The organism is Allorhizocola rhizosphaerae (assembly GCF_003426775.1).
GTDB lineage: Bacteria > Actinomycetota > Actinomycetes > Mycobacteriales > Micromonosporaceae > Allorhizocola > Allorhizocola rhizosphaerae.
Window position 1 is genome coordinate 1 of sequence record NZ_QJUG01000145.1, and the last position, 21,636, is coordinate 21,636.

At 67.0% G+C, this 21,636-nt stretch carries 18 protein-coding genes; 4 read left to right on the forward strand and 14 right to left on the reverse strand.

Annotated elements, in window-relative coordinates; all coding sequences use genetic code 11:
- The 6 genes from DM816_RS27100 to DM816_RS27125 form a co-directional block, all read right to left on the reverse strand.
- Nucleotides 1-1,127, reverse strand: a 1,127-nt coding sequence (locus DM816_RS27100; protein WP_162907888.1) for a hypothetical protein, incomplete at its 3' end; no start/stop codon positions are given.
- 33 nt (nt 1,128-1,160) lie between these two features.
- Entirely contained in the window at nt 1,161-3,308 is a 2,148-nt protein-coding gene (locus tag DM816_RS27105; protein WP_162907889.1) for a hypothetical protein, read from the reverse strand.
- A gap of 386 nt (nt 3,309-3,694) precedes the next feature.
- Entirely contained in the window at nt 3,695-3,928 is a 234-nt protein-coding gene (locus DM816_RS27110; RefSeq protein ID WP_162907890.1) for a hypothetical protein, read from the reverse strand.
- 274 nt (nt 3,929-4,202) lie between these two features.
- Nucleotides 4,203-4,481 carry a hypothetical protein gene (locus DM816_RS27115; RefSeq protein WP_117213226.1) on the reverse strand — a complete coding sequence of 93 codons (279 nt, stop codon included), beginning with the start codon at nt 4,479-4,481 and terminating at the stop codon, nt 4,203-4,205.
- Nucleotides 4,482-4,926: 445 nt separating this feature from the next.
- Nucleotides 4,927-5,313, reverse strand: a complete 387-nt coding sequence (locus DM816_RS27120; protein ID WP_117213227.1) for a VOC family protein — start codon at nt 5,311-5,313, stop codon at nt 4,927-4,929.
- A 270-nt stretch (nt 5,314-5,583) separates the two neighbouring features.
- Nucleotides 5,584-6,072 (reverse strand): ML domain-containing protein, encoded by a 489-nt coding sequence (locus DM816_RS27125; RefSeq protein ID WP_117213228.1) that lies wholly within the window; start codon nt 6,070-6,072, stop codon nt 5,584-5,586.
- Nucleotides 6,073-6,360: 288 nt separating this feature from the next.
- Here DM816_RS27125 and DM816_RS27130 point away from each other — a divergent pair, with 288 nt between their 5' ends.
- Both DM816_RS27130 and DM816_RS27135 read left to right on the forward strand, forming a co-directional pair.
- Entirely contained in the window at nt 6,361-6,894 is a 534-nt protein-coding gene (locus tag DM816_RS27130) for a hypothetical protein (protein WP_117213229.1), read from the forward strand.
- 89 nt (nt 6,895-6,983) lie between these two features.
- Nucleotides 6,984-9,566, forward strand: coding sequence for a LuxR C-terminal-related transcriptional regulator (locus tag DM816_RS27135; protein WP_117213230.1), 2,583 nt, complete (start codon nt 6,984-6,986; stop codon nt 9,564-9,566).
- Here the strand turns inward: DM816_RS27135 and DM816_RS42940 are convergent.
- The 4 genes from DM816_RS42940 to DM816_RS27155 form a co-directional block, all read right to left on the reverse strand.
- Nucleotides 9,558-9,977: a hypothetical protein gene (locus tag DM816_RS42940; protein ID WP_162907891.1), complete on the reverse strand. Its 420-nt coding sequence runs from the start codon at nt 9,975-9,977 to the stop codon at nt 9,558-9,560. The two genes, DM816_RS27135 and DM816_RS42940, sit on opposite strands and share 9 nt — an antisense overlap.
- A gap of 332 nt (nt 9,978-10,309) precedes the next feature.
- Nucleotides 10,310-11,548, reverse strand: a complete 1,239-nt coding sequence (locus DM816_RS27145; protein WP_211588873.1) for a hypothetical protein — start codon at nt 11,546-11,548, stop codon at nt 10,310-10,312.
- The gene (locus DM816_RS27150) at nt 11,545-12,051 is read right to left on the reverse strand and encodes a SigE family RNA polymerase sigma factor (RefSeq protein WP_117213233.1); all 507 of its coding nucleotides are present in this window, start codon (nt 12,049-12,051) and stop codon (nt 11,545-11,547) included. Before DM816_RS27150 ends, DM816_RS27145 begins: the two co-directional genes overlap by 4 nt.
- 113 nt (nt 12,052-12,164) lie before the next feature.
- Nucleotides 12,165-13,157, reverse strand: a complete 993-nt coding sequence (locus DM816_RS27155) for a helix-turn-helix domain-containing protein (RefSeq protein WP_117213234.1) — start codon at nt 13,155-13,157, stop codon at nt 12,165-12,167.
- 70 nt (nt 13,158-13,227) lie between these two features.
- Here DM816_RS27155 and DM816_RS27160 point away from each other — a divergent pair, with 70 nt between their 5' ends.
- Entirely contained in the window at nt 13,228-13,683 is a 456-nt protein-coding gene (locus DM816_RS27160; protein WP_117213235.1) for a rhodanese-like domain-containing protein, read from the forward strand.
- Between the two features lie 208 nt (nt 13,684-13,891).
- On the opposite strand, the gene DM816_RS27165 is transcribed toward DM816_RS27160, so the two are convergent.
- The 3 genes from DM816_RS27165 to DM816_RS45540 form a co-directional block, all read right to left on the reverse strand.
- Complete coding sequence (locus DM816_RS27165) at nt 13,892-15,232, reverse strand: pectate lyase family protein (protein ID WP_246002274.1); 1,341 nt, start codon at nt 15,230-15,232, stop codon at nt 13,892-13,894.
- 109 nt (nt 15,233-15,341) lie between these two features.
- Complete coding sequence (yicI, locus tag DM816_RS27170; RefSeq protein ID WP_117213239.1) at nt 15,342-17,636, reverse strand: alpha-xylosidase; 2,295 nt, start codon at nt 17,634-17,636, stop codon at nt 15,342-15,344.
- Nucleotides 17,637-17,859: 223 nt separating this feature from the next.
- A complete protein-coding gene (locus DM816_RS45540; protein WP_117213236.1) occupies nt 17,860-19,749 on the reverse strand; it encodes a glycosyl hydrolase 53 family protein in 1,890 nt (629 codons plus the stop codon).
- A gap of 615 nt (nt 19,750-20,364) precedes the next feature.
- Between DM816_RS45540 and DM816_RS27180 the strand changes: the two genes are divergently transcribed.
- Complete coding sequence (locus DM816_RS27180) at nt 20,365-20,763, forward strand: ATP-binding protein (protein WP_162907892.1); 399 nt, start codon at nt 20,365-20,367, stop codon at nt 20,761-20,763.
- Between the two features lie 102 nt (nt 20,764-20,865).
- Here DM816_RS27180 and DM816_RS27185 read toward each other — a convergent pair.
- The coding region (locus DM816_RS27185) for a glycosyl hydrolase 53 family protein (protein ID WP_170318877.1) at nt 20,866-21,636 on the reverse strand (771 nt) is incomplete at its 5' end.

The window sequence follows — 21,636 nt, forward strand, 5'->3', positions numbered from 1 at the left end:
AGCAGGTCCGGCCGGCTCGCGGCGAGCACCGCGTGGGCCGCGGGCAGCGTCGCACCGGCCGGGCGTGCCGCGTTCCACGCGGTCGTGACCCTGCCGTCGGCGAGCACCATCGCGGGCGGCGCCGGCCGCGACTTGCTGTGCACCAGTTTGGGCACCGGCACGGTGCCGAGCCCGCCGGTGCCGACGGTCACGGGCTTGACATAGCGGTCCGGGTCGGTGCCGGCGAGTGCCTCCCGCAGCACCTCGTGCATCGGCGCGGGCAGACGGACGGTCGCGAGCCCGCCGGAGTTCTGGTATCGATGCGTCAAGGAGATCAGCGTGCCGTCGGGCGGCCGTTCGGTGAGCTCGTAGCCGGCCCTGGTGCTGTGCAGGATCGGCCGCAGCGCGCGCTCGAAGTCGCCCATCAGCTCGGCCACCACGTCCGGCACGGGCACGGCCATCGGGCTGACGAGCACCGATCCGTCGCGGATCAGCTGCGCCAGCACGCCGGACAGGTCGTCGCCGGACAGCCACACGTCATCGCCGGACACCAAGGCCGACAACGCATTCCACACCGTGCCCAGGTCGAACTCGAGCCGCAGCTCGCCCGGTTCCTCGTCGGCCGCGCGATAGCCGGCCTCGAGTTCGAGCGACAGCGGCCCTGGCCGGCCGGCCACCGCGTCAAGCAGGGCAAGCGCTTCGGTTCTGTCCAATGTGGCGCTGAGCGCGGGAAGCTGGGTGTCGACCGTGGTTTCGGCCAACACCCGCCCGGTCTCACTGTTCGTCAGCCGCAATGAGGTGCGCCTGACGAACAACGGAACATGCTCCACACCGGTCTTCGCCGTCAGCCGCTCGCAGAGCTCGGGTGGCGGTGTCACCTCGGCCTCAAGACCCAGCACGGCCTCCTGCACGAGCCCGGCCAGCGGCTCGTGCGGGTCCGGCGCCCGCGACAGCACAAACGTGATCGACAAGACGCGCTCGTCCCCGGGCAGCCGTCGAATCCGCGGGTGCGCCAATGTCACGTGCCGCCCACCGCTCGCCCCGGCACCCGCGACGGCCAGCAACCGCACCGGCGCCACGCCTTCGGAGCCATCGATAGTGGTCCACGGTCCCACCAGCGGTGCGGACACGGTGCGAACGCCAGCCATGACGTCGTCGCCTTTCTTCCGAGCCGGATTGCGTCACGGCGTAACGGACGTGACCTCGATGGGCCAGCCGGAAAGTGTCGTCCACTGCTCGCTGTCGCGCGCGCCGACCGCGGCAGGCTCCCTGACCGCAGCCCTGGCGGGTGCGGCTTCCTCGGCCGCGGCGCTGATGTAGCGCGCCCGCACGTTGCGGTCACCCGGGCGCGGCACGGCAATCAAGAGTGCGCCGTTGCCACTGCCCGCGACCCAGTCGCCCTCCCACGTACGGCCGGGTTCGAACAGCGTCCCTTTGACTGTGACAATGACTTTGTACCGGTAGAAGGGCCGGAATTCGGGGTCTCCCGTATAGATCATCCACATCCGGTCCGTCTGGTAATCCTCGAACGTCCACCGGAACCGGACCTGCGGCCGCTCCAGCGACCGGCCCTGTTCGTCGGTGGGCTCCAGGACCACCTCGACCACCTGCGTGTCGTCGGTGAGCACGACGCCCAGCTGGATCGGCCCCACCGCCAGGCGGCCGGCCGAGTCGGCACGCACCTCGACGGTTGTGTCGTTGAGCGGGGTCCCGTTCGGCTCGGGGTCAAGCTCGACCACGTTGCGGTCGATTTGGATGCGCACGTAGGGGTTTTCGGTCTCGTTCGGCGGCTCGGCCAGGTGCACCTTGCGCTTGATGAACGTCAGATCCGGCTTCCAGCCTTCGGGCGGATTGCTCACATCGGAGGCGGGTTTCTGCGCCACCTGATACTTCCACGACTCGGTGTCCCCACCGGCGGGCGGCGGCCCGAACAGGTGCCCGTCCCACATCAGCGCGCCCGATGTGTTGGGGTAGCCGACCTGTACCGATAGGAACTCCACGGTCTTGTCGGCCCACGCGGCGACCGGGCGGCACACCCGCGCCAGCTTGCGCGGCCAATCGTCCAGATACACGCTCAGGAAGTACTTGCGGCCCGCGTCGGGGTCGCGCTTCATCTCGTCGTACATCCCCGACAGCGAGCTGGAGATGGTGTGCTCCTGCAGATAGGCCATCTGCCGCTTCTCGCTGTAGTCGAGCTTGAGGCTCGTGTCATCCCGGCGGTATTTCAGTGCGACTCCCGCACCCCACGCGCTGAACAGCCCACCTCCCGAGGAGGCCTGCGCCGGCTCCACCGTCGGCGGCTTCGGCTCGAAGATGACCTGCTTGGCCAGCTCCATGAACTTCTCGAAGACCAGATCCGAACGCTGATCGATGTTCTTGGCCATCTCCTCGCCGCCAGGAATCGTCTTATCCACCTTGACGTCGACCGTCAGGTCGCCCGTGATGCGCATCCGGTTCATCTCGGCCTTGATGTCCACCGACGCCCACAGATAACGGCCCTTCGCCGCGGCCGAGAAGTGCTCGAAGATCTTCTGCCATTCCCCGTGCAGCGACAGCTCGACGACCGGCGACCACACCTTGAGCTTCATGGATTGGATGACGATGACCGGGCTCGCCGTGCCGTGGAACGCCTCCCACAGGATGGCCGCCGGGTAGGCCCCGACCAGGGCCGAGAAGGCGTGGGTGCCGGTCGGGTCGATGGACCCGCTCCCTTCCCCTTGCATATGCCAGTACCACGGCTCCATGTTCGAGTCGCGGGCCGCCTCGCTGCTGCGCACGATCGGCTCAAGCTCCCGCATGGGCATGCCACGCGCCACTATCGCGCCCTGGCCGCGGCTACCCGTACGGACCATCGGCAGACCGCGCGGCGTCGGTGACACGTTGGAGATCGTCGTCGTGTTGGCGGTGATGATGGCCGGCCGGAACACCGGCGGCGCGGACCCTCGGATTCCCCAGAAGAAGTCCTGCGAGTTCTGCCACTGCTGGATAATCTGCTGCTGCGACTGTCTCAGCACGTGTTCGGGCGCGGCCCCCGTGACGGTGAAGGTCAGCAGGCCACCGGCGACCTCACGATCCTCAGCCGCGCCGATGGTGCCCTCATTGCTTTGCGCACCGGCGAAGCGAATGAGGTTGAACAGGAAATCACCCCTGTCGGGCCCTTCCTTGCGGGCCATCCGCACCTGGTTCGGCACGTAGTAGAACACCGGCGACTGGCCCGATCGCTGCAACTCCCAGTTGTTGACGTCGGGCAGGTAGAGCAGGCTGTAGCCGTCCTTTACAATCGGCTGGGTACCACCGGCCATAGTCGGGCCCATTGCCGTAATAGCCATCCCGCGCCCCCTTCGCGTGATTAAGGCGTGCGACAACCCAGGGTCGTCCGAGAAACAACGCTACCCTTCAAATCGCCATCTAGTTGGGCAAACTCGCAAACATGCGGCACCAGGGACCGGGCCGGTCCACGGGCGGACTGCGCCGCCCCTTCAGCTGTCCAATGAGGACAGGTCCGGCCTGGTTCATCTGTCCAATAAGGATAGCCCGGCCTGGGATAAGGATGATCAGGCCGCGAGCGCAGCGATGGCGTCTGCTGTCGCACCCCGGCGCCGAGGTGTGAGCCCGTCCTCGGCCGAAGAGGCCTGCAGCGCTTCGGCAATGGGCAAGGAAGGCCGGACGCCGGTAAAGTCCGGATGCCCGGCCCTACCTTGCGGCTACAGGCTCATCAGTAGTAAAGCCAGAGCCGGTAGCCGCTCCCTTCCCGCGGGCACTGCCAGTCCAGCGCGTTGCCGTTGTCCACCGCCTTCCTGCCCTGCTGCTGGCAGGACAGGAGAGTCGAGTAGAGAGTGGACTTGTGCCAGGAGGCCGGAATGGCATTGGCCGGAGCCGCTGCCCCGATGACCGGAGCCATGACCATCGAAGCGGTCAACAGCACCTTGGCCAGACGTGTGCGCATCATTCGATTCCCCTTCCGTGGCAACGGAATTTGCTGCCTTCCTTAGGAACTTCGATGCTAGTGCCATGCGCAGCACGCGAGGATCCACATCGATGTTCGGAACTGTTCGGGATCGTCCGGAATCGATAAAGATCTATGACCAATCGGCACTGCGGGTCGTGTGAGCCGTTCTGCAGGCCCGGTGGGCGACTCGCCCGCGCAGAAGATGGTGGTGTTGGTAGTTGCCGCCTGCACCACGACGGCGGTCAGCGTGCCATCGCGGTGCAGGCGCCGCTCATCAGGAGCAGACGGATTTCGGCTGCTGCAGGTTGTTGATCAGGCGCTGCAGGACGGCCGGAACGCTCGCGAGCGCGAGGTGCTCCCCACCGGGGTTGTCGCTGAACTCGAACCGGAAGCACGGCATGGCCGACCATGGCGCGGTCGCGTCGTTGGTGATGTCCTCCTGGTTGCCGTCACCGTCGCGCACGAACAGTTCGGCGGTCTCGAGGTTCAGGACTTGGCCCGCCGGTGACGCCGGGCTGGTCCACGAAGCGCTTGGCCATGGGCAACGCCGCATACGACCTGTACGAAGAGGTTTCTCATTGACTGCGACCCTGGATCTGGATCAGCTGCGGCTCTCGGCGTGGGCGCGTCGCGATTTGCCCGCTCCCTGGCTACTCACACGGAATAGTCTCGGCTTGCGACGGGTACTATTCGTTGGCACACGCCATGCCAGCGTCCACTTTGGACATCGCAGAACCGGCTGGCCTCAAACGGTTCTCCGTAGCGTTTTGGCAACTGTTCTACCATCGGGACTTCGCAGTGCACTCAGAAATGCGAATGTGGAAAATGGACAGTGGCCAGTTGGTTCCTCTGCCCGGTGTGCCCACGCCAATCGCATTCGGCCGCTCGCAGATCGGCCGACGGCCGCGGTCATCCGCGTGCAGAGTCACGGTGGCGTAGACAGTCTCGTCCGCGCAACGCCGTGGTCGAGCGGTTCGCGGCAATTCTGCCGGCAGAGCTCAAGCCGGTCCGCGCAGGTCGGCCCCTGCCGGCTCCCATAGCTGAACGACGTTCTCCTCCGGGTCGCGAAGGCTGGCGAACCGGCCGTTGGGATAGACCTCGGGGTCGACGTCGACGGCGATGCCAGCCTCGCGTAGTTGCCGCACCATCGCGTCGAGGTCGGCCACCCGGAAGTTGATCGACCACTGATGGCCGGGCCCGCCGAAGTGCTCGGACTCGGCCGACATGGCAGCGAACACCGTGGGGCCGGGCCGCTGCCACCAGGACGACACATCGTAGGACTCGGGCGCGGGATCGACCCCAAGATGCGTGGCATACCAACGGTTGAGCCGGTCCGGCTCACGCGCCGTGAAGAAGACCCCGCCGATTCCCTGAACGCGTTCCATATGCGCCTCCTCCATGGTCAGGCCTTTGCGGCCGCGGGCGCCCTAGCGCGCTGCGGGTGCACTGGATCAGTGCAACGCAAGCCAACACCATCAACGCCGTCGCGATAGAGGCGGGGGTCACGGTATCGTCGAGCAACAGCGCCGGCCAGACCAGGATGAGTATCGGCTGGCGAGCTGGGATCTGGCCGATCGATGCGGCCCCGGGCCAGGCCCGCGGCTCGGCAAGGGACTTTCGTAGACAGACCCGCGCGGCGGTCGACCATTGGATCCTTAAGGGCGCCGCATGTCCACGCGCGCCTTGAGGCAGGCCAGATTCTGCTTGTCCTCGTCCCATGCCCGCAGAGACAACCGATAGACGCCCTGGGCGACCTCGTCCGGCAGTTCGACCTCGCCGGCCATCGTGACCCGGCCCTTGCCGAGGGTGTCGGGCGGGTTCATGCCGCCGTAGGTGAGCGCGTCGTGCAGGGAGACCTTCGCGGAGACGAGCGTGGTCACGCCGCGCCGCACTTTCACGTCGGCGGTCGACCTGTGCAGGTCGATCGGCTCCCGCAGTTTGCCCGTGATCTCCCAGCGGAACGGCTTGCCCGGCTCCGGAAACGGTGGGGTGACCGCGATTTCCTTGACACGCAGCACGTAGTTGTCGTCGGAGCAGTCCTCGACCAGGTCGGTGGCAGCCGCAGCCGGGTGGGCGCCGAGCGCGAGGAAGACAAGGCCGGCGGTGGTCGTGAGAACCGCGTGAAGGACGCGCTTAATTGACATAACCAAGGTAGTAGCATGCCGCGACCGCGTGATCAAGAACGCGACGGCGGCGTTTCACGACACCGGCCCACGTTGGGCGCGGGTCCGCGAGTCCGCCCGCGACACTCGATCGCGGCAAGCCAGTGCGTCGCCACAGAGCCCCGCGCCGGCGCCTCATGCATTGCTGATCTCCGTTTGGCGGATCCCTCCGCGGTGGCGGTTGAGTAGTCGGCTACTCAGGACCCGATGCGGCCGGCCACCGAACATCAACAGGTGTACGCGATGGCGTACCAACAGAGAGGAGAACCAATGCGTACCAGCTTGCACGGTGCCCTGCGCGCGCTGACGGTGACTGCGGTCGCGGCGGCATCGGTGCTGATGTTCGTCGCCACGCCCGCCTCGGCCAAGCCGCCGACCGCCTTCGAACGGTGCCACGCCGCGGCGCCGCCGAACCAGGTGCACAACCACTCGATCATCGACAATATGTCGTCGGTGACCGTGGCCGCGCCCGACGGGTTCTGGGCCGGTGACGTCTTCCGGATCCGGGCCAGTGGCACGATCCACACTTCCGGGTTGGTGTGGGACAACTACACCCCTGACGGACGAGCCGGCGACTTCGCTCCTCTCGGCGACCCGGCCTGGCCCGGACCGGGACTCAAGAAGTTCTCACTGGTCGGATCGCTCGGCCCCGGCGTGGCCAACCTGCAGTTCGGCACCTACGTGTACTGCGTCGTGGTCCCGAACACGTGGTCTGCCACATACCTGAAGATGTGGATCAACGACAACATGACCAACGACAACACCGGCCGGTGGGACATCACCATTGATCATTACTGGGTCTAATCGGTCGAAACGCTCACCCGAAGCGGTGACGGCACTGGCCGTCACCGCTTTCACTTGAGAACAAAGACGATCGCCGGTTAGGTGAAGCCATGCGGGCATGGCCATTCACCGGGCGGGAGACGGTTGTCGAGCACATAGGTTCGGCGATTCGGCGTGGTCGGCACGTGGTGATCGCCGGCCCGGCGGGCGTGGGCAAGTCACGGCTCGCAGCCGAGTTCCTGCGCTCGTCGCACACCAGGGGCCTGCCCATCACCACGGTCAAGGCGACGAACGCGGCCTCGGCCATACCCTTCGGCGCCATCGCCCATCTGCTTCGGTCCGGCTCGGCGCCCGACGGCGGCAACCCGTTGCGCTGGGCGGCGGACTCGATCGTCGCGGCCGGCTCCGCGCAGCCCGTCCTGATCGGGGTGGACGACGCCCACCTGCTGGACTCGGGATCCGCCGCGGTGCTGCATCTGCTGGCCCACACCGGCCGGGCGCGACTGCTCGTCACCGTCCGCAGTGGACAGTCAGCCCCGGACACGGTTGCCGCTCTTTGGAAAGATGATGCCGGGACCCGGATCGACCTGGAACCATTCGATCTGCCGCACGTCGCCCGCATCCTCACCGAGGCGCTTGACGGCCCGGTCGCCGAAAACACCGCACAGCGCCTTTGGCAGGCATCCGGTGGCAACGTCATGTTTCTTCGTGAGCTGGTGCTGTCGGCCCTGGGCCAGGGCACGTTGTCGCGTGCGGGCGCCTACTGGCACCTGACCGGTGCGTTGCCGGTCAGCGAGCGCCTTGCCGACTTGCTTGACGAACGTATCGGGGTCCTCGACGAGCGCACACGTGAGGTGCTTGAGTTCACGACTCTGGGCGAGCCGATCGGCCTGGAGCTGCTGCAACGGCTCGCCGGTCCGTCCGCTGTCGAGGCCGCCGAGGCGCGTGGGCTGATTGTGGTGGGTCCGGATGGCCGGCGTGATGTGGTCCGGCTGGCGCATCCGCTTTACGGCGAGGTGACGCGGGCACGCGCCACCGTGCTGGGCACCCGGCGCAGGCTCACGGCGCTCGCCGACGGCATCGAGTCGGTCGGCGCGCGCCGGCGTGAGGACGCCCTGCGGATCGCGGTCTGGCGGCTGGAGACCGGGGCCGCCAAACCCGAGGTCCTCACGACCGGCTGCCGGTTCGCGTGGGCGGCGCATGACTATCCACTGGCGCGCCGGCTCGGCCGGGCCGCGGTCGCCGCCGGAGGCGGTGTGGGCTCGGCGATCCTGCTCGCGCAGGTGCTCAACGAATCGGACCGGTTCGCCGAGGCCGAACAGGTACTCGATGGTGTCTGGGATGACGCCTACGACGACGACACGATGACCAAGCTGCTGCTCGCCCGAGCGCACACGCTGTGCTGGGGATTAGGGAGAGCCGACGACGCTCTTGAGCTGCTGTCTCGGTACCCCTCAAATAATCAGGAAATCGCCGTGATGCGCATGCGTATCGTGGGCACCAGCCAAGGACGGTGGGCGGAGGCGGCGGCGATCGGCGAGTCGATCCTGAACGCGCCGGCGAGCCCCCTGCTCGCCAACTCGGCGCGCACCGAACAGTCGTGGCTCATGCTCTACTTAGGACGGCCGCTGGACGCGATCGCCTTGGCCGAGCGGGTGCTCGCCGATCGGGAGCTGTGGCGCGACACCCATCCGCAACTGTCCGGCGACATGCTCACCGTGATCACCCAGGCCAGCCAGTCTTTGGGCGACATGGATGCCTTCGACGCGGTGGTGGCGCGGGCCGCGCGGGAGGTCGGCCAGTCTGAGGTGTTCGCCAATACCGTCATGGTCAACCGGGGCATCGCGGCGATGCTGCGTGGGCAGATCGCCACCGCCGTGCGGCTGTTCAAGGAGGCGGAGTCCTATCGCCCACACGGTTCGCGGGCGATGTCGGGCATGAGCGAGCTGGCCCGGGCGCTGGCCTACCTGGGTGACGTGGCCGGGGCCACCGAGGCGCTGGGCGAGGGCGCGCAACGCCTGTTCCTCTTTCGCCGACAGAAGATTCCTTTGGGGGTACGCCTTGCGGCCCCATGGATCCAGGCGGCCGCAGGAAACGTGACAGGCGCCTTGGAGATGTGCATCGAGGCGGTGGAGTTCTTCCAGCAGGAGGGTGCCGTGCGCCGAGAACTGATCGCCCTGCACGACGCGGTCCGCCTGGGCGGCGCGAAGCGCGTGCGCGACAGGCTGGCGCAGCTCGCGAAAAGCTACCAGGGTGAGCTGGCACCGCTTTTGGCCGCTCACGCCGACGCGGTCGCGACGACCGACGGCGTCGCCCTGGAACGGGTCGGTGCCCGGTTCGAACGCATGGGCCGGCTGCTGCACGCCGCCGAGGCGTTCGCCCAGGCGGCGCAGGTCTACCAGGCGGCCGGCCGCTCGGCGTCGGCACGCGCCTGCGCCGGCCGCGCCAGGCTGCTGGCCGCCCGTTGCGAGACAGCGATCACGCCGCCGCTGTTCACGCTCACGGCACCGGAGCTCACCCCGCGCGAACTGGAGATCGCCCGGCTCGTGGCCACCGGCCTGACCAGTGCCCAAGTGGCCGAGAGGCTCGTGTTGTCGGTGCGCACGATCGACAACCACCTGGGCGCGGTCTACGCCAAACTGGGCGTCTCGGGGCGAGCCGAGCTGCGCAAGGCCCTCGGCGGGTCAGCCTGAGCACGCCACCGTCAACGCGGCCACCGGGTTCTTCGGCGGCGCCTCCAGCCACGCCAGCCGCTCACCGTCGGTCTTCACCTTCGGCGACAGCTGGCATGCCGAAATGCTCTGTCCAAAGTCGACTTTCCACGACAGGGCCCGTTCGAGGATCACGACCACGGTCCGGTCGCGCCACGGGAACGACGCCTGGTTGCCCGCGCGGGGAACGGGTTGGCCCCATGCCTTCAGCTCCCACTCATCGCCCATTCCGCCGCTGCTAAGGCTCCTGACCTCGATGTCGAGGGTGTCGGGCACGACCGGCGCGGCAGAGGGCGAAGCCTGTGCCTGCGATGTCGCACGAAATGCGGACGGGGCACCGCGGCTGAGCCCACAAGCCGTCGTCACGACCAGGACGACAACGCTGGCAGCCACGGCACAGGCCACCTTCACGAGGGTCCCTATGCTGGGACTGTTCCCACCCGCGCGCCGCGCGATAACGCTAATTTTCATAGGGATCACTATCGTCCCCTGTGCCTGCCTGAGTCCTGAGTACTCGGCTACTCAATTCATTCCGACAGGCGTATCTGACCAGTGCGGAACACTAGCGAGATCATCGACGATATGGGCGCGCCGCTGCGATCAGGGGCCAGGTGCGGCTCCGTGGTCCACCAACCCCGGACCGGGGCGCCAAGGGCGACGGTCCCCGCGCTTGTGGGACCGCCGCCTTTCACGTGCCGCCGGGACCGACGATAGGTCAGCCGGCGCTAGCTACACGACCATTGCACCGCCATCCGGGTGTCAGGGCCGCTGGACACGACGCCACCCATCACCCGGCCATCGTCGCTGATGGTGCTGACGTGACTGTCTTCGGTGTCCGGCGTCATGCCGTCGGGCAAGGGTAGTTCCAAAACCTTTCCGGTACCGAAGTCGACCGCCGGAAGCTCAGTCTTGCCCTGGCGCCACTGCCCGCCGACCCAGCCGTGGGCGTTGACGCTGAGGGCAAACGGCAGCCGGAGCCGTTTGTCCGCGCCGGTGCGAAGGTTCCACCGGAAGACGCCCTCTTTGCGGTTGCTGATCGCCCAGCCGTCGCGAACCGCCGTGAGCGAGTCACCGGCCACCTCCCGCACGGTACCGTCCGGGCTCCAGACCAGCGCATACGAGAACGTCTCCTGGACTTCGCCACGCCTGGGAGGAATGCCGATCCGGGCCCCGACCACGGTGCCGTCGTCGTCGATGCCGTTGGCCCGGACCATTCCCGGACCCGAGGGTGCCGCCGGCCGGCGGAACGTGCCAGGGGCCGCCGCCGGCCAGACAAGTGGAAGCTGCTGCGGGTGGTACTCGCCCGTGTCCTCGTTCCAGTCGAGGGTGTTGTCGCTACCGAGGATGTCGCCGCGTTCGTTGATGCCGGCGACGTCGATGAACTCGTTGTCTGCGCCCGGCTGTGGCAGCTGCGTGAACGCCCCGTCGCGGTAGACCCAGGCGACGTTTCGCAGCTTGCCGTCCTGCCAGGTCAAGCCGCTGGCCGCGACCACCCCGGCGGAATTGACAACGATATGGTTGAGATCGCTCGTAGTATCCAGGACGATCAATGTCCCGCGATCCCACAGCAGAGGCCTTCTGAAACCTTCCGCCGTCGCGGCCCATCCCACCAGGTACCTTCCCGTGGGATCACCATCGCGTACCTGGCTGGACACCGCCCAATCGGGAACGGGCAGCCGCACGGGAACGCATGACTCCGGAGGGGACGGGGCGGGCGGTGGCACCTGCGCGAACTCCTGAGCCGTCTCGGTGGGTATGACCTGCGGCGCCCCCTGCACCACACTGAACGCCAACGGTATCGCCGCGAGGACGACCGTGGCCGCCCCAACGGTGCCCATCAGCCTCCTGGCGCGGACCCGGCTGCGCCCCTTGCGCACCACGCCCCCGACGTCCAAACCAGACGGTGGCGTCGGCTCGGCCAGCAGGGGCCGCAGCAACTCGCGCCCGAACTCATCGTCCATCATCGACTTCCTCTCAGCTTCACTTCGCCGCCCAGCAGGCGGCGCAGAGTAGTCAGACCATGCGCGGTCTGGCTTTTCACCTTCCCCGCGCTGCAGCCGAGGATCTGGGCCACCTCGGCTACCGGCAGGTCGTAGAGAAAGCGCAGGACCAGCACGGCCCGCTGGCGTGGCGGGACCCGCTGGAGCGCCACACGCAACTCGGTGTGTTCGGCATACTCCGGCTCGGCGGCCGCCACCTGTGGGACCTCCCCGGTGAGCTGGACCCGCGACGACCATGCCCTGCGCTTGGTGTTGAGGAACGCCTTGACCAGCACGGTGCGGCTATAGGCTTCCGGATCCCTCGCCTCCCGGACCCGCCGCCAATGCACATAAAGATCCGTGCAGGCCTGCTGCGTGACGTCGTCGGCATGATGCCTGTCGCCGGTCAGCAGGTATGCCTGCCGGTACAGGCGCGGCATCGCGGCGGCGATGAACTCGATGTACTCCGGCTCCCACTCTGCCCGCACCCGTGCCGCCCCTTCCCGTTTCCGGTGTTCCCTAGCGTGCAGAGGTCACCGGCCACGGGATCGGTTGTATCGCTACCCCGCGCGGAATCGGGCAGTCGCTGATCAACCTTCGGTCAGGCGGTGATTAGCCCGGGTGCCGGGTTGCCGGTTCTTGGGTTGAACGCACGGCGGTAGCTCGACGGCGAGGTGCGCATCGCCTTCGCGAAGTGGTGCCGGTAGGTGACGGGTGATTCGAACCCGACCGCGGCGGCGATCTTTTCCACCGGCACGTCACGTGATTCCAGCAGCGGCAGGCTGGCCGTGATCCGTTGCGAGATGAGCCATTTGATCGGTGGCATGCCGACTCTGGCGGTGAACTGCCGCTGATATGTGCGTGGTGCCAGGTGGGCGACCCGGGCGAGGTCGGAGATGGTCAATGGCTCGGCGAGGCGCTGCATCGCCCAGGCCATGCTCTCCGCGATCGGATCGGTGATATCGGGTGGAGTCACCGGGGATTCGATGAATTGTGCTTGACCGCCTTCGCGATGTGGCGGGATCACCATGCGACGCGCGACCGTGTTGGCGACCCGGGCGCCGTGATCGCTGCGGACCAGGTGTAGGCACACATCGATGGCGGCGGCGCTGCCGGCGCCGGTCAGCACGTTGCCGTCTTCGACGTAAAGCACGGTCGGGTCGACGCTCACCCGGGGATAACGCTCGGCGAGCAGGTTGGCGTATCTCCAGTGGGTGGTGACCCGGCGCCCGTCGAGTAGGCCGGCCCCGGCGAGGGCGAAGGCGCCCGAACAGATGGAAACGATCCGGCCTTTGGCCGCTCGCAGCGCGGTGACCAGGGCCGGGGACGGGTCGCCGTGCACCGGGGCCCCCGTAACGATCACCGTGTCGGCCTTGGCCAGCACGTCGAGGCCGTGGGTTGCGGTGAGGTGGAAGCCGCCGACGGCCAGCATCGGCTTGCCGGGTGCTTCGGCGCAGACGTCCAGCGAGTACCACCATGGCGTGTTCAGTTCGGGCCGGGGAAGCCCGAAGACCTCCACGACCACTCCGAACTCGAACGGCGCCATGCCCTCGTAGGCCAGGACCGCCACCCGATGCGGCTTCTTGATCAGCATGGCGCAATCTTAGCGATCAGCGACATTCGCGCCAATGTCACGACCTGTCCCGTTCGGCAACGCTGTTTGCATGACCAAATCACCGATCACAGAGATCCGCGCAGCGGCACCGGCAGACTCCTACGCCCACTTCGCCGGCAAGTTGTCCTACGAGGTCGACCCGGCCGACGTCGCCTACGCCATGAAGGACGGCAACGTCGACTTCATCCTGGTTGACACGCGGGCAGCCGGCTCATACAGCAGGTCGCACCTGCCCGGCGCGATCAACGTGCCGGCCGGTGGCATCACCGCCGAGTGGCTGCAGACCCTGCCCGCCGACAAGTTGATCGTCACCTACTGCTGGGGCCCGGCGTGCAACGGCTCGACCAAGGCGGCCATGAAGATTGCGGCGTTGGGGCGACAGGTCAAGGAGATGATCGGCGGATTCGAGTACTGGGTGCGGGAAGGTTGGCAGACCGAGGGCAAGCGGCCACTGGACGCCCGGATCTCCCCGCCGAAGCCGACCGACATCGGCCTGTACTGCTGATGACGGTGATCCGTGCCGCCCACCGGGGCGATATTGGACGTGGGTCAGCAGACGGGCGTAACGGCGCACTACCCGCAGACGATGTCCAAGGCCGTCCGATCGAAAGTTCGGCCGCCGCTGAGCGCGGCAGCCGGGAAGCATAGACCGTTTGGATCTGGTGCTGTGCCCGCCGGACTTGCCGGCGGGCACAGGGCAGTGCTGCCGGCCGTCAGACGCTGATGCGCCCGGCGCCGGCACCACCGGTCACGATGGACTTCACATTGCTTGGCGGATCAAGGCTGTATTGGTAGGGGATGCTTGCCACGCTGCCGCCGCTCTGGCAGCTGCCGGACGAGACGAAGAAATTGTTGCGCTGCACGAGACTCCCGGCAGGCGAGCTGCCCTGGCCGCGCTCGCATGGCGAGTCGGTGTTCTCGAAGTAGTTGCCCTCGACGAGCACACCGGCCTCCAATGTGGAGGCCACGCCGTAGTCCCCGACGTTGCCGTAGTAGTTGCTGAACACGTGCACCGGGTTGCCGAAGCGCACCCGTGGGTGGCGCGAGTTGGTGCCGTCGAACCAGTTGTGGTGGTAGCTGACCCGCAGGTGGCCCCGGTCCTCGCCGCCGTTGTCGTCGGAATGGCCCAGCAGCATGGTCTTGCTGTGGTTGAAGAAGCGGTTCCACGACACGGTGACGAAGTCTGAGGCCCGCTTGACGTCGACCGCGCCGTCGTAGCCGTTGGTGAACGAGTTGTGGTCGATCCAGACGCGCGTGGAGTACTGGACGTTGATGGCGTCATCGTCCCAGTCGCGGAAGGTGAGGTTCCGCACGATCACGTTGGACGCATTGGAGATGTTGAACCCGCACCCGGCGATGGTCGCACCGGAGTTGCCCAGCACCGTCTTGTTGGAGGCCACCCGCAGCATGCCCGAGCACGAGATCGTGCCGGACACGCGGATCACGGCCGCGCTGCCCGACGACAACGCCGAGGTCAGCGCCGACAGGCTGGACACCGTGGTCGGCGAGGCGTTGCCGCCGCCGGTGGTCCCGCCGCCCTGTGTCGCCCAGCCGACCAGGCCGGTCGGGGGCTGCGTCACACCGCCCGTCGTGACCTCGATGAAGTCGATATTGGGCAGCCCGTCGGCGGTGGTCGGGCTGAACTGGATCGTGCTGTTACCCGATGGCAGGTTGAAGGTGAATGTCGCCGTTGTCCAGGCCGTCCACGTCCCCGTGCTGCCGAAGGAAGGGGTTTGGAGAGTCGCGCCGTTCACGATCAGGTTTGCCGGGCGGTTTGCCGTGGTGCCGTTGGCATAGCGGACCGCGACACTCGCCGAGCCGCTGGCCGAGGCGCTCACGGCGAACTGTGCCGCGGCGCCGACCGCGTTGGTGCCGTTGCAGAATCCACTGCCGGAGAACCCGGCGTGGTTGCTGTCGATGGTGCCGGAGCAGGTGGCCGGAGACGTCTCAGCCTCGTAGCGGACTGTGGCCGCCTGGGCGGCCTGTGCGGACAGCGCGACGATGCTGGCGCCGAGCAGGCTGGCGCAGGCGAGCAGCCGTACTGGATTCATCATGTTTTCTCCGTTGTTCGGGCAGGAGGCGAACAGGGATGCGACGCTGCCCGGTAGCGCCATTTTAAAGCGCTTAAATGGAAATCAATGATAGTGATCTCCATCGCTTCCGTCAACCGACACCGCTCTTGCCGACGGAGTCGTGGGGTCGGGTCGGCTTTCGACTGACAAGGACATCTTGATCATGGGTGGCCTCGACGGTGGGTTGGCCGGGGATCTCGACGCGCCAGGGCACGGCGGGGCCGTCGCGGTGCACGTGGATCGCGCCGTCCTTTGGCGTCACGGTGAAGCTGGCCGCCGCCGTGCCGTCCAGGGCCGGTACGGCGACCCGTACCGGGGCCGAAACCTCGTACAGGCGCAGGGTTACGCCGTCGTGGTAGGCGTAGTCGGGCCGGTCGTCGCGGGCGCCCCATGGCAGCACGGTCCCTGGCCGCACATACACCGGCACGGTGTCGAAGCCGCACGTCTGGCTCACCCAGCACGGTCCCTCGACGACCTCGCCGGTCATCAGATGCGTCCACCGGCCGGCGGGCACGTAATACGACGTGCGGCCGGACGCCGAGAAAACCGGCGCGACCAGCAGGCTGTCGCCCAGCATGTACTGCCGGTCGAGGTACGCGCATGTGGGGTCGTCGGGGAACTCGGCCACCATCGGCCGCATCACCGGCACGCCCTCGCGGTGGGCGGTCACCGCCGCGCCGAACAGGTACGGCATCAGCCGTGCCTTGAGGCGGGTGAATGCCCGCAGCACGTCGACCGCCTCCTGGTCGAACTCCCACGGCACCCGGTAGGTGTGGTTGCCGTGTAGCCGGCTGTGCGAGGTCAGCAGTCCAAAGGCGATCCACCGCTTGAACACGGCCGGGTCGGGGCGGCCTTCGAAACCGCCGATGTCGTGGCTCCAGAAGCCGAAGCCCGACATCGCCAGCGACAGCCCGCCGCGCAGGCTTTCGGCCATCGACTCAAAGGTGGACTCGCTGTCGCCGCCCCAGTGCACGGGAAATTGCTGACCGCCGGCGGTGGCGGAGCGCGCGTACAGGACGGCCTCGCCGTCGCCGCGGTGCTCCCGCAGCAGCTCGAAGACCGTCTTGTTGTAGAGCTGGGTGTAGTAGTTGTGCATGCGCTGCGGGTCAGAGCCGTCGTGCCACACGACATCGGTGGGGATGCGCTCGCCGAAGTCTGTCTTGAAACAGTCGACGCCCATCTCCAGCAAGGCGCGCAACTTGCCGGCGTACCAGGCACAGGCTTGCGGGTTGGTGAAATCGACCAGACCCATGCCGGCCTGCCAACTGTCGGTCTGCCACACACCGCCGTCCGGCCTGCGAACCAGATACCCGTGCGCGGCGCCCTCGGCGAACAACGCCGACCGCTGCGCGATGTACGGGTTGATCCAGACGCTGACCCGCAGTCCGCGTTCCTTGAGCCGCTTGAGCATGCCGGTCGGGTCGGGGAACGTCCGCGGGTCCCACTCGAAGTCACACCAGTGGAACTCGCGCATCCAGAAGGTGTCGAAGTGGAAGACCGACAGCGGTAGGTCGCGCTCGGCCATGCCGTCGACGAAGCCCATCACGGTCTGCTCGTCGTACGACGTGGTGAACGATGTGGTCAGCCACAGACCGAACGACCACGGCGGCGGCAGCGCGGGGCGGCCGGTCAGCGCCGTGTACTTGCGCAGAATCTCCTTGGGCGTCGGGCCGTAGATGACGAAGTACTCCAGCTCCTGCCCCGCCACGCTGAACTGCACGCGGGACACCATCTCCGAGGCCACCTCGAAACAGACCCGCCCGGGATGGTTGACGAAGACGCCGTACCCGCCTGTGGTCAGGTAGAACGGCACGTTCTTGTATGCCTGCTCGCTGCTCGTGCCGCCGTCGGCGTTCCAAATCTCGACCGGCTGGCCGTTTTTCACCAGCGGGCCGAAGCGCTCCCCCAAGCCGTACACGGTCTGGCCAACGCCCAGTCCGAGCTGCTCCCGGATGTAGTGCCCGTCGTCGGTGGTTATCGCCGCCATCGCCTTACGGCCGCTTCCGGTCAGCACCTCGCCGTCGGCGAGGAAGTCCATTCGCCACCGGTCACCGCGTCCGAACCGCACCGACAGCGCACCCGAGGCGAAGGTGGCCGCATCGGCGTCGACGACCACCGGCGCGTCACCGGCGGTCAGCTCGAACTGCGGCCCTCGCACCGGACCGCCGGTGAAGTGCGCGATCCGCACCCCGACGACGTCGGCCATCGGCGCAGTGACCCGGACCGACAGCATGGGGCGGTTGATGGTGTCGCCACGGCGCCCGATGTGCGCGGTCGGCGCATACACCGTCAGCGCGCTGGGCTCGACGACGATGTCGTGTACCTCGGCCGGATACAGCGGGTGCACGCCATCCCGCATATGCCAATAACCGTCAGTGAACTTCAACAGGCCTCCCCACAGATAGCTGCTTCCCGGCCGCGTCCATCCCGCATCCACATGCGGGACAGCGCGTTACGCCGTTGAACGCCCAGGCTACCGTCGACGACGCTCGATCCGCGCGACCTGTCTCCGGCCGGCTACCCGCTGGCACGGCAGTGCGGCCCGGCTCAACAGGAGGGCCGGGCCGCACGATCGCCTACGTGGTTAGCAGCTCACCATGACTACGGTTTCAGGGCAGCCAACGGATGTTGGGGCTGATGCGGCCGTTCTGGTCGAAGGCGGCCATGTTGTCCCACTCGTTGCCGGAGTTGTTGATGTCGGCCGGATCCCAGCCGTTGCCGGGCACCGCGTACCAGGTGGGTTCCCAGTAGAAGATCCCGGTAGCACCGGCGTTGCGGGCGGTGTTCTGCACCGCGGCGAAGTTCGCCTGCTGCCCGGACTGCGAAATGGCATAGCCCGAACATCCACTGGTCACAATATTGCGCGTGCTATCGGCATTTGCTGTCGTGTACGGATACGCGGTCTCGGCGATGATCACCGGCTTGCCATAACGGGACCGCATGTCCGACACGACGCTGGCCATGTTCGACATGCTGCCGTGCCACATGCAGTAGTACGACAGTCCGGTGATGTCCCACTGCACACCTTGGGCACGGATCCCGTCGTAGAACCCGCGGGCGCCGCTCTCGACGTTGGCGGTGTGGATGGCCACCTGAGTACTGCTGTTGCACGCCTTCGTCGCGTTGTAGCCGGCCTTGAGCAGCAGCCCCAGGTTGTAGTAGTTGCCGCCCGACACCCGGCCGTCTTCCCACAGCATGCCGTTATGGATCTCGTTGCCGATCTGCACACTGTCCGGAGTGGTGCCCTGAGCCTTGAGGCTGTTGCACACATCCAGGGTGTAGTTGTAGACGTCGGTCTGCAACTGGCTGATGCCGTGGCTGGCCCACGCCGCCGGCTTGTACTGCTTACCGGGGTCGGCCCAGGTGTCGGAGTAGTGGAAGTCCACCATCAGCTTCAGACCCTTGGCCTTGACCGTCCGCGCGTACTGCAGGACCTTGTCCTTGTTGTTGTAGCCACTGCGCGGGTTGTTCCAAATCCGCAACCGCACGTAGTTGACCCCGACGCTCTTGAGGATGTCCAACGGATCGCCCTGGGTGCCGTTGGCGTAGTAGAACCTCGTACCCAGATCGGCGGCACGCTGCAGGGTCGACACGTCAGCGCCCTGCATGATGGAGCTGCCCCCGCCGCCCGGCGTGACGTCGAGGTAGTCGATGTTGGCCAATCCGCCGCTGGTCGTTGCGGCCAGCCGCACGGTGTTGCTGCCGGCGGTGAGTTGCGCAGTCACGGTCTCGGTCGCCCAGGTGCTCCATGCGCCGGTGGCCGCAAACGCGACCGCCGACTGCACCACCGACCCGTTGACGCTGACGTTCGCCGGCCGGCTCGCGGTGCTTCCGTTGGCATACCGGATGCCCAACGTCGCCGCACCCGCGCTCGCCGCATTCACCGTGAACTCGACCGAGCTTCCGACCGCATTCGGCGTGTCGCAAAAGCCGGTACCGGAATAGCCGGAGTGAGCCGTATCGATCGTCCCGTTGCACACCGCCGGGGCGGACTCGACCTCGTACCGGCTCTGCGGATCGGGCGTCGTGACATCGAGATAGTCGGTGTTGCCGAGTCCGTCGGCGGTCGTTGCGGCCAGCCGCACGGTGTTGCTACCGGCGTTGAGTTGGATGGTCAGACTCTTGGTCGCCCAGGTAGTCCAAGCGCCGGTCGCCTCAAACGCAAGCGCCGACTGCACCACCGACCCGTTGACGCTGACGTCCGCCGGCCGGCTCGCGGTGCCTCCGTTGGCATACCGGATGCCCAGCGTGGCTGCGCCGGGGGCAGGTGCGTTGACGACGACCTGTACCCAACTGCCCACGGCGTTGGTCGTGTCGCAGAAGCCACTGCCGGAGTAGCCGGAGTGGTTCGAGGCGATGGTTCCGTTGCATTCGGCGGGTGCCGACTCCGCTTCGTACCGCGTCGTCGCCGCATATGAGTGAGGAGCGAGCATGACAGCGGTGCCGGACAGGGCCGTCGTCACCGCCGCAACAACCGACATCCTCGAGGTCCACATCATCGAAGCTCCTTATTGCTGGCGGGTCCAGATCTGGGTGGGGGCGCCGTGGCACCTGTACCCGATGACAGCGGCGTCGTTCGCGGTGCGACCCCCGCGACGCGAGGCACTGACCGGATTGGACATTGCTCATGGTGCCGTTGGCGTTGAACGTCCGCCTCTGTTGCCGCTGCCGTGCAGGGTTGATCGGCGCCGTCGTCCTTGGCTGGCGCCCGCGTTTATGTTGTACGTCCGCAATTCGTCGGCGTCCGTCTCACTGCAGCGCTGGTTGGTGGCGCTGTGGCTCACCCGCAACCAGTTGGGGCCTCCCCATGCCCGCAGATCAGGGTGAGCCGGTCGAGCCGGCAAATTGCTTGGCTTGCTGTGCCTAAAGACCACGTGTAACAGATAGGGTGCCGGAAGGGCGACCAAGTGTCAATCGATGTTGCCCAAGCGATAGCGGTGCCCACCCCGGCCGGGCCGGGCACCCGGCGCGCCTGCGCGGCAGCCCTGAAACACGTCGGTGCCAATATCGGACCACTTCGGGCTGAACCGCACGTTTCCGCATGAGATTACCGGGTAAGTGGCTGAGGTATGTCAAGTCAGTACTCTGCCGCAATCCTCGATCATGTTGTCACCATGCCGATGCCAGACCCGGAGATCTTTGAGGTGCCCTTCGACGCGGCCCGCCTCGCAGACTTGCGCGCGGCGGTCGTGTCCTATGCGCCACGACTCGGCGTGCCCGCTCAGCGCGTCGACGCGTTCGTCGCCGCCATCAACGAGGTGACCACCAACGCGGTGCGTTACGGCACGGGAGCCGGGCGCCTGCGTATCTGGCGGACTGCTGATCACCTGTGCTGTCAGGTCGTCAACCGGCGGCGCGACTTCTCGACCGTTCCGGTTATCGCGACCCGGCCGCCGCCACCGGATTCCGCCACAGGGCGCGGCCTGTGGCTTGCGCATCACCTCTGGGGCAAGGTGACCGTCGAGGAGCAGGACGAAATGATCATTGTGACGCTGTGTGGCGACCTGACGTAGCGACCGTGTCCACACGACTGCGGGGAAGACGGCCCTCCGGGTGGTTTTCCGGCAGGGCCGTCTTCCTTGATGCAGGGCAGGATGCTGTCCCGCGAGATCTGGTTACGACATGATTGAGTCCGGTCCACAGTGTTGCCCGCGTCCCGGTACCACATCGATGACCGCGGTGACCGGGCCTCTGTCCGTCATGCCGGTGACAACCACCTCACCCGGCGCGTCAATCGCTCCGGGTGGCAATGCCTGCCATTGGACGGAGACATCGCTGACCCCATTGCTGGCGGTGGTGAGCATGCGGATGGAGGAGGGCAGCGCTGGGGCGCAACCCACTTCGGTGGCGGTGTAGACGGTGTCCTCAAGGATGTGCTTGGCACGGCTGGCGTTGTACACGTTGATGGACGCGTGCGGCTCCCACGTGTTCGCCACCCCGGGGACGGCCCGGAACATCGTCTGGAACCCGGCCGGCTCCCAAACCAGCACGCCGACGCCCCGGTTGTTGACCACATCGTTGGTGATCTGGAAAACCCGCTGGATCGCGTCCGCCTGGCCCTGAACGGTGCGCGGGAACGGGGAGTTCGGCATCGGCGAGCCGCCGCCGCCCGAGGCGGGATAGGAGGTCTCGGCGACGTCGACCTCGTAGTCGGGATAGGTCGATGCGATCGTGTGCAGGTTGAGCTCCAGCGCCTCAGGTGTGCCGTGCCACTCCGGGTAGTACGAGATGGCCAGCACGTCGGGGTTCTGGCCCTTCGCCTTCACCCGGGTGAGGAACTGCTGCCAGAACTCCATGGTCTTGGCGAGCCGGTTCGGACCGACGATTACGTGGATCTCCACTTTGGACGTCGGCGACGCGTCACGCACGGCCTTGATCCCGGACGC

Excerpts from the sequence above, each read along its gene's own strand:
- DM816_RS27120 (WP_117213227.1), bottom strand. The coding sequence starts at position 5,313 with ATGGAACGCGTTCAGGGAATCGGCGGGGTCTTCTTCACGGCGCGTGAG.
- DM816_RS27115 (WP_117213226.1), bottom strand. The coding sequence starts at position 4,481 with ATGCGGCGTTGCCCATGGCCAAGCGCTTCGTGGACCAGCCCGGCGTCA.
- DM816_RS27105 (WP_162907889.1), bottom strand. The coding sequence starts at position 3,308 with ATGGCTATTACGGCAATGGGCCCGACTATGGCCGGTGGTACCCAGCCG.
- DM816_RS27180 (WP_162907892.1), top strand. The coding sequence starts at position 20,365 with ATGCCGATGCCAGACCCGGAGATCTTTGAGGTGCCCTTCGACGCGGCC.
- DM816_RS45540 (WP_117213236.1), bottom strand. The coding sequence starts at position 19,749 with ATGATGTGGACCTCGAGGATGTCGGTTGTTGCGGCGGTGACGACGGCC.
- DM816_RS27125 (WP_117213228.1), bottom strand. The coding sequence starts at position 6,072 with ATGTCAATTAAGCGCGTCCTTCACGCGGTTCTCACGACCACCGCCGGC.
- DM816_RS27155 (WP_117213234.1), bottom strand. The coding sequence starts at position 13,157 with ATGCTGATCAAGAAGCCGCATCGGGTGGCGGTCCTGGCCTACGAGGGC.
- DM816_RS27110 (WP_162907890.1), bottom strand. The coding sequence starts at position 3,928 with ATGATGCGCACACGTCTGGCCAAGGTGCTGTTGACCGCTTCGATGGTC.
- DM816_RS27160 (WP_117213235.1), top strand. The coding sequence starts at position 13,228 with ATGACCAAATCACCGATCACAGAGATCCGCGCAGCGGCACCGGCAGAC.
- DM816_RS27135 (WP_117213230.1), top strand. The coding sequence starts at position 6,984 with ATGCGGGCATGGCCATTCACCGGGCGGGAGACGGTTGTCGAGCACATA.
- DM816_RS27130 (WP_117213229.1), top strand. The coding sequence starts at position 6,361 with ATGCGTACCAGCTTGCACGGTGCCCTGCGCGCGCTGACGGTGACTGCG.
- DM816_RS27165 (WP_246002274.1), bottom strand. The coding sequence starts at position 15,232 with ATGATGAATCCAGTACGGCTGCTCGCCTGCGCCAGCCTGCTCGGCGCC.
- DM816_RS27145 (WP_211588873.1), bottom strand. The coding sequence starts at position 11,548 with ATGATGGACGATGAGTTCGGGCGCGAGTTGCTGCGGCCCCTGCTGGCC.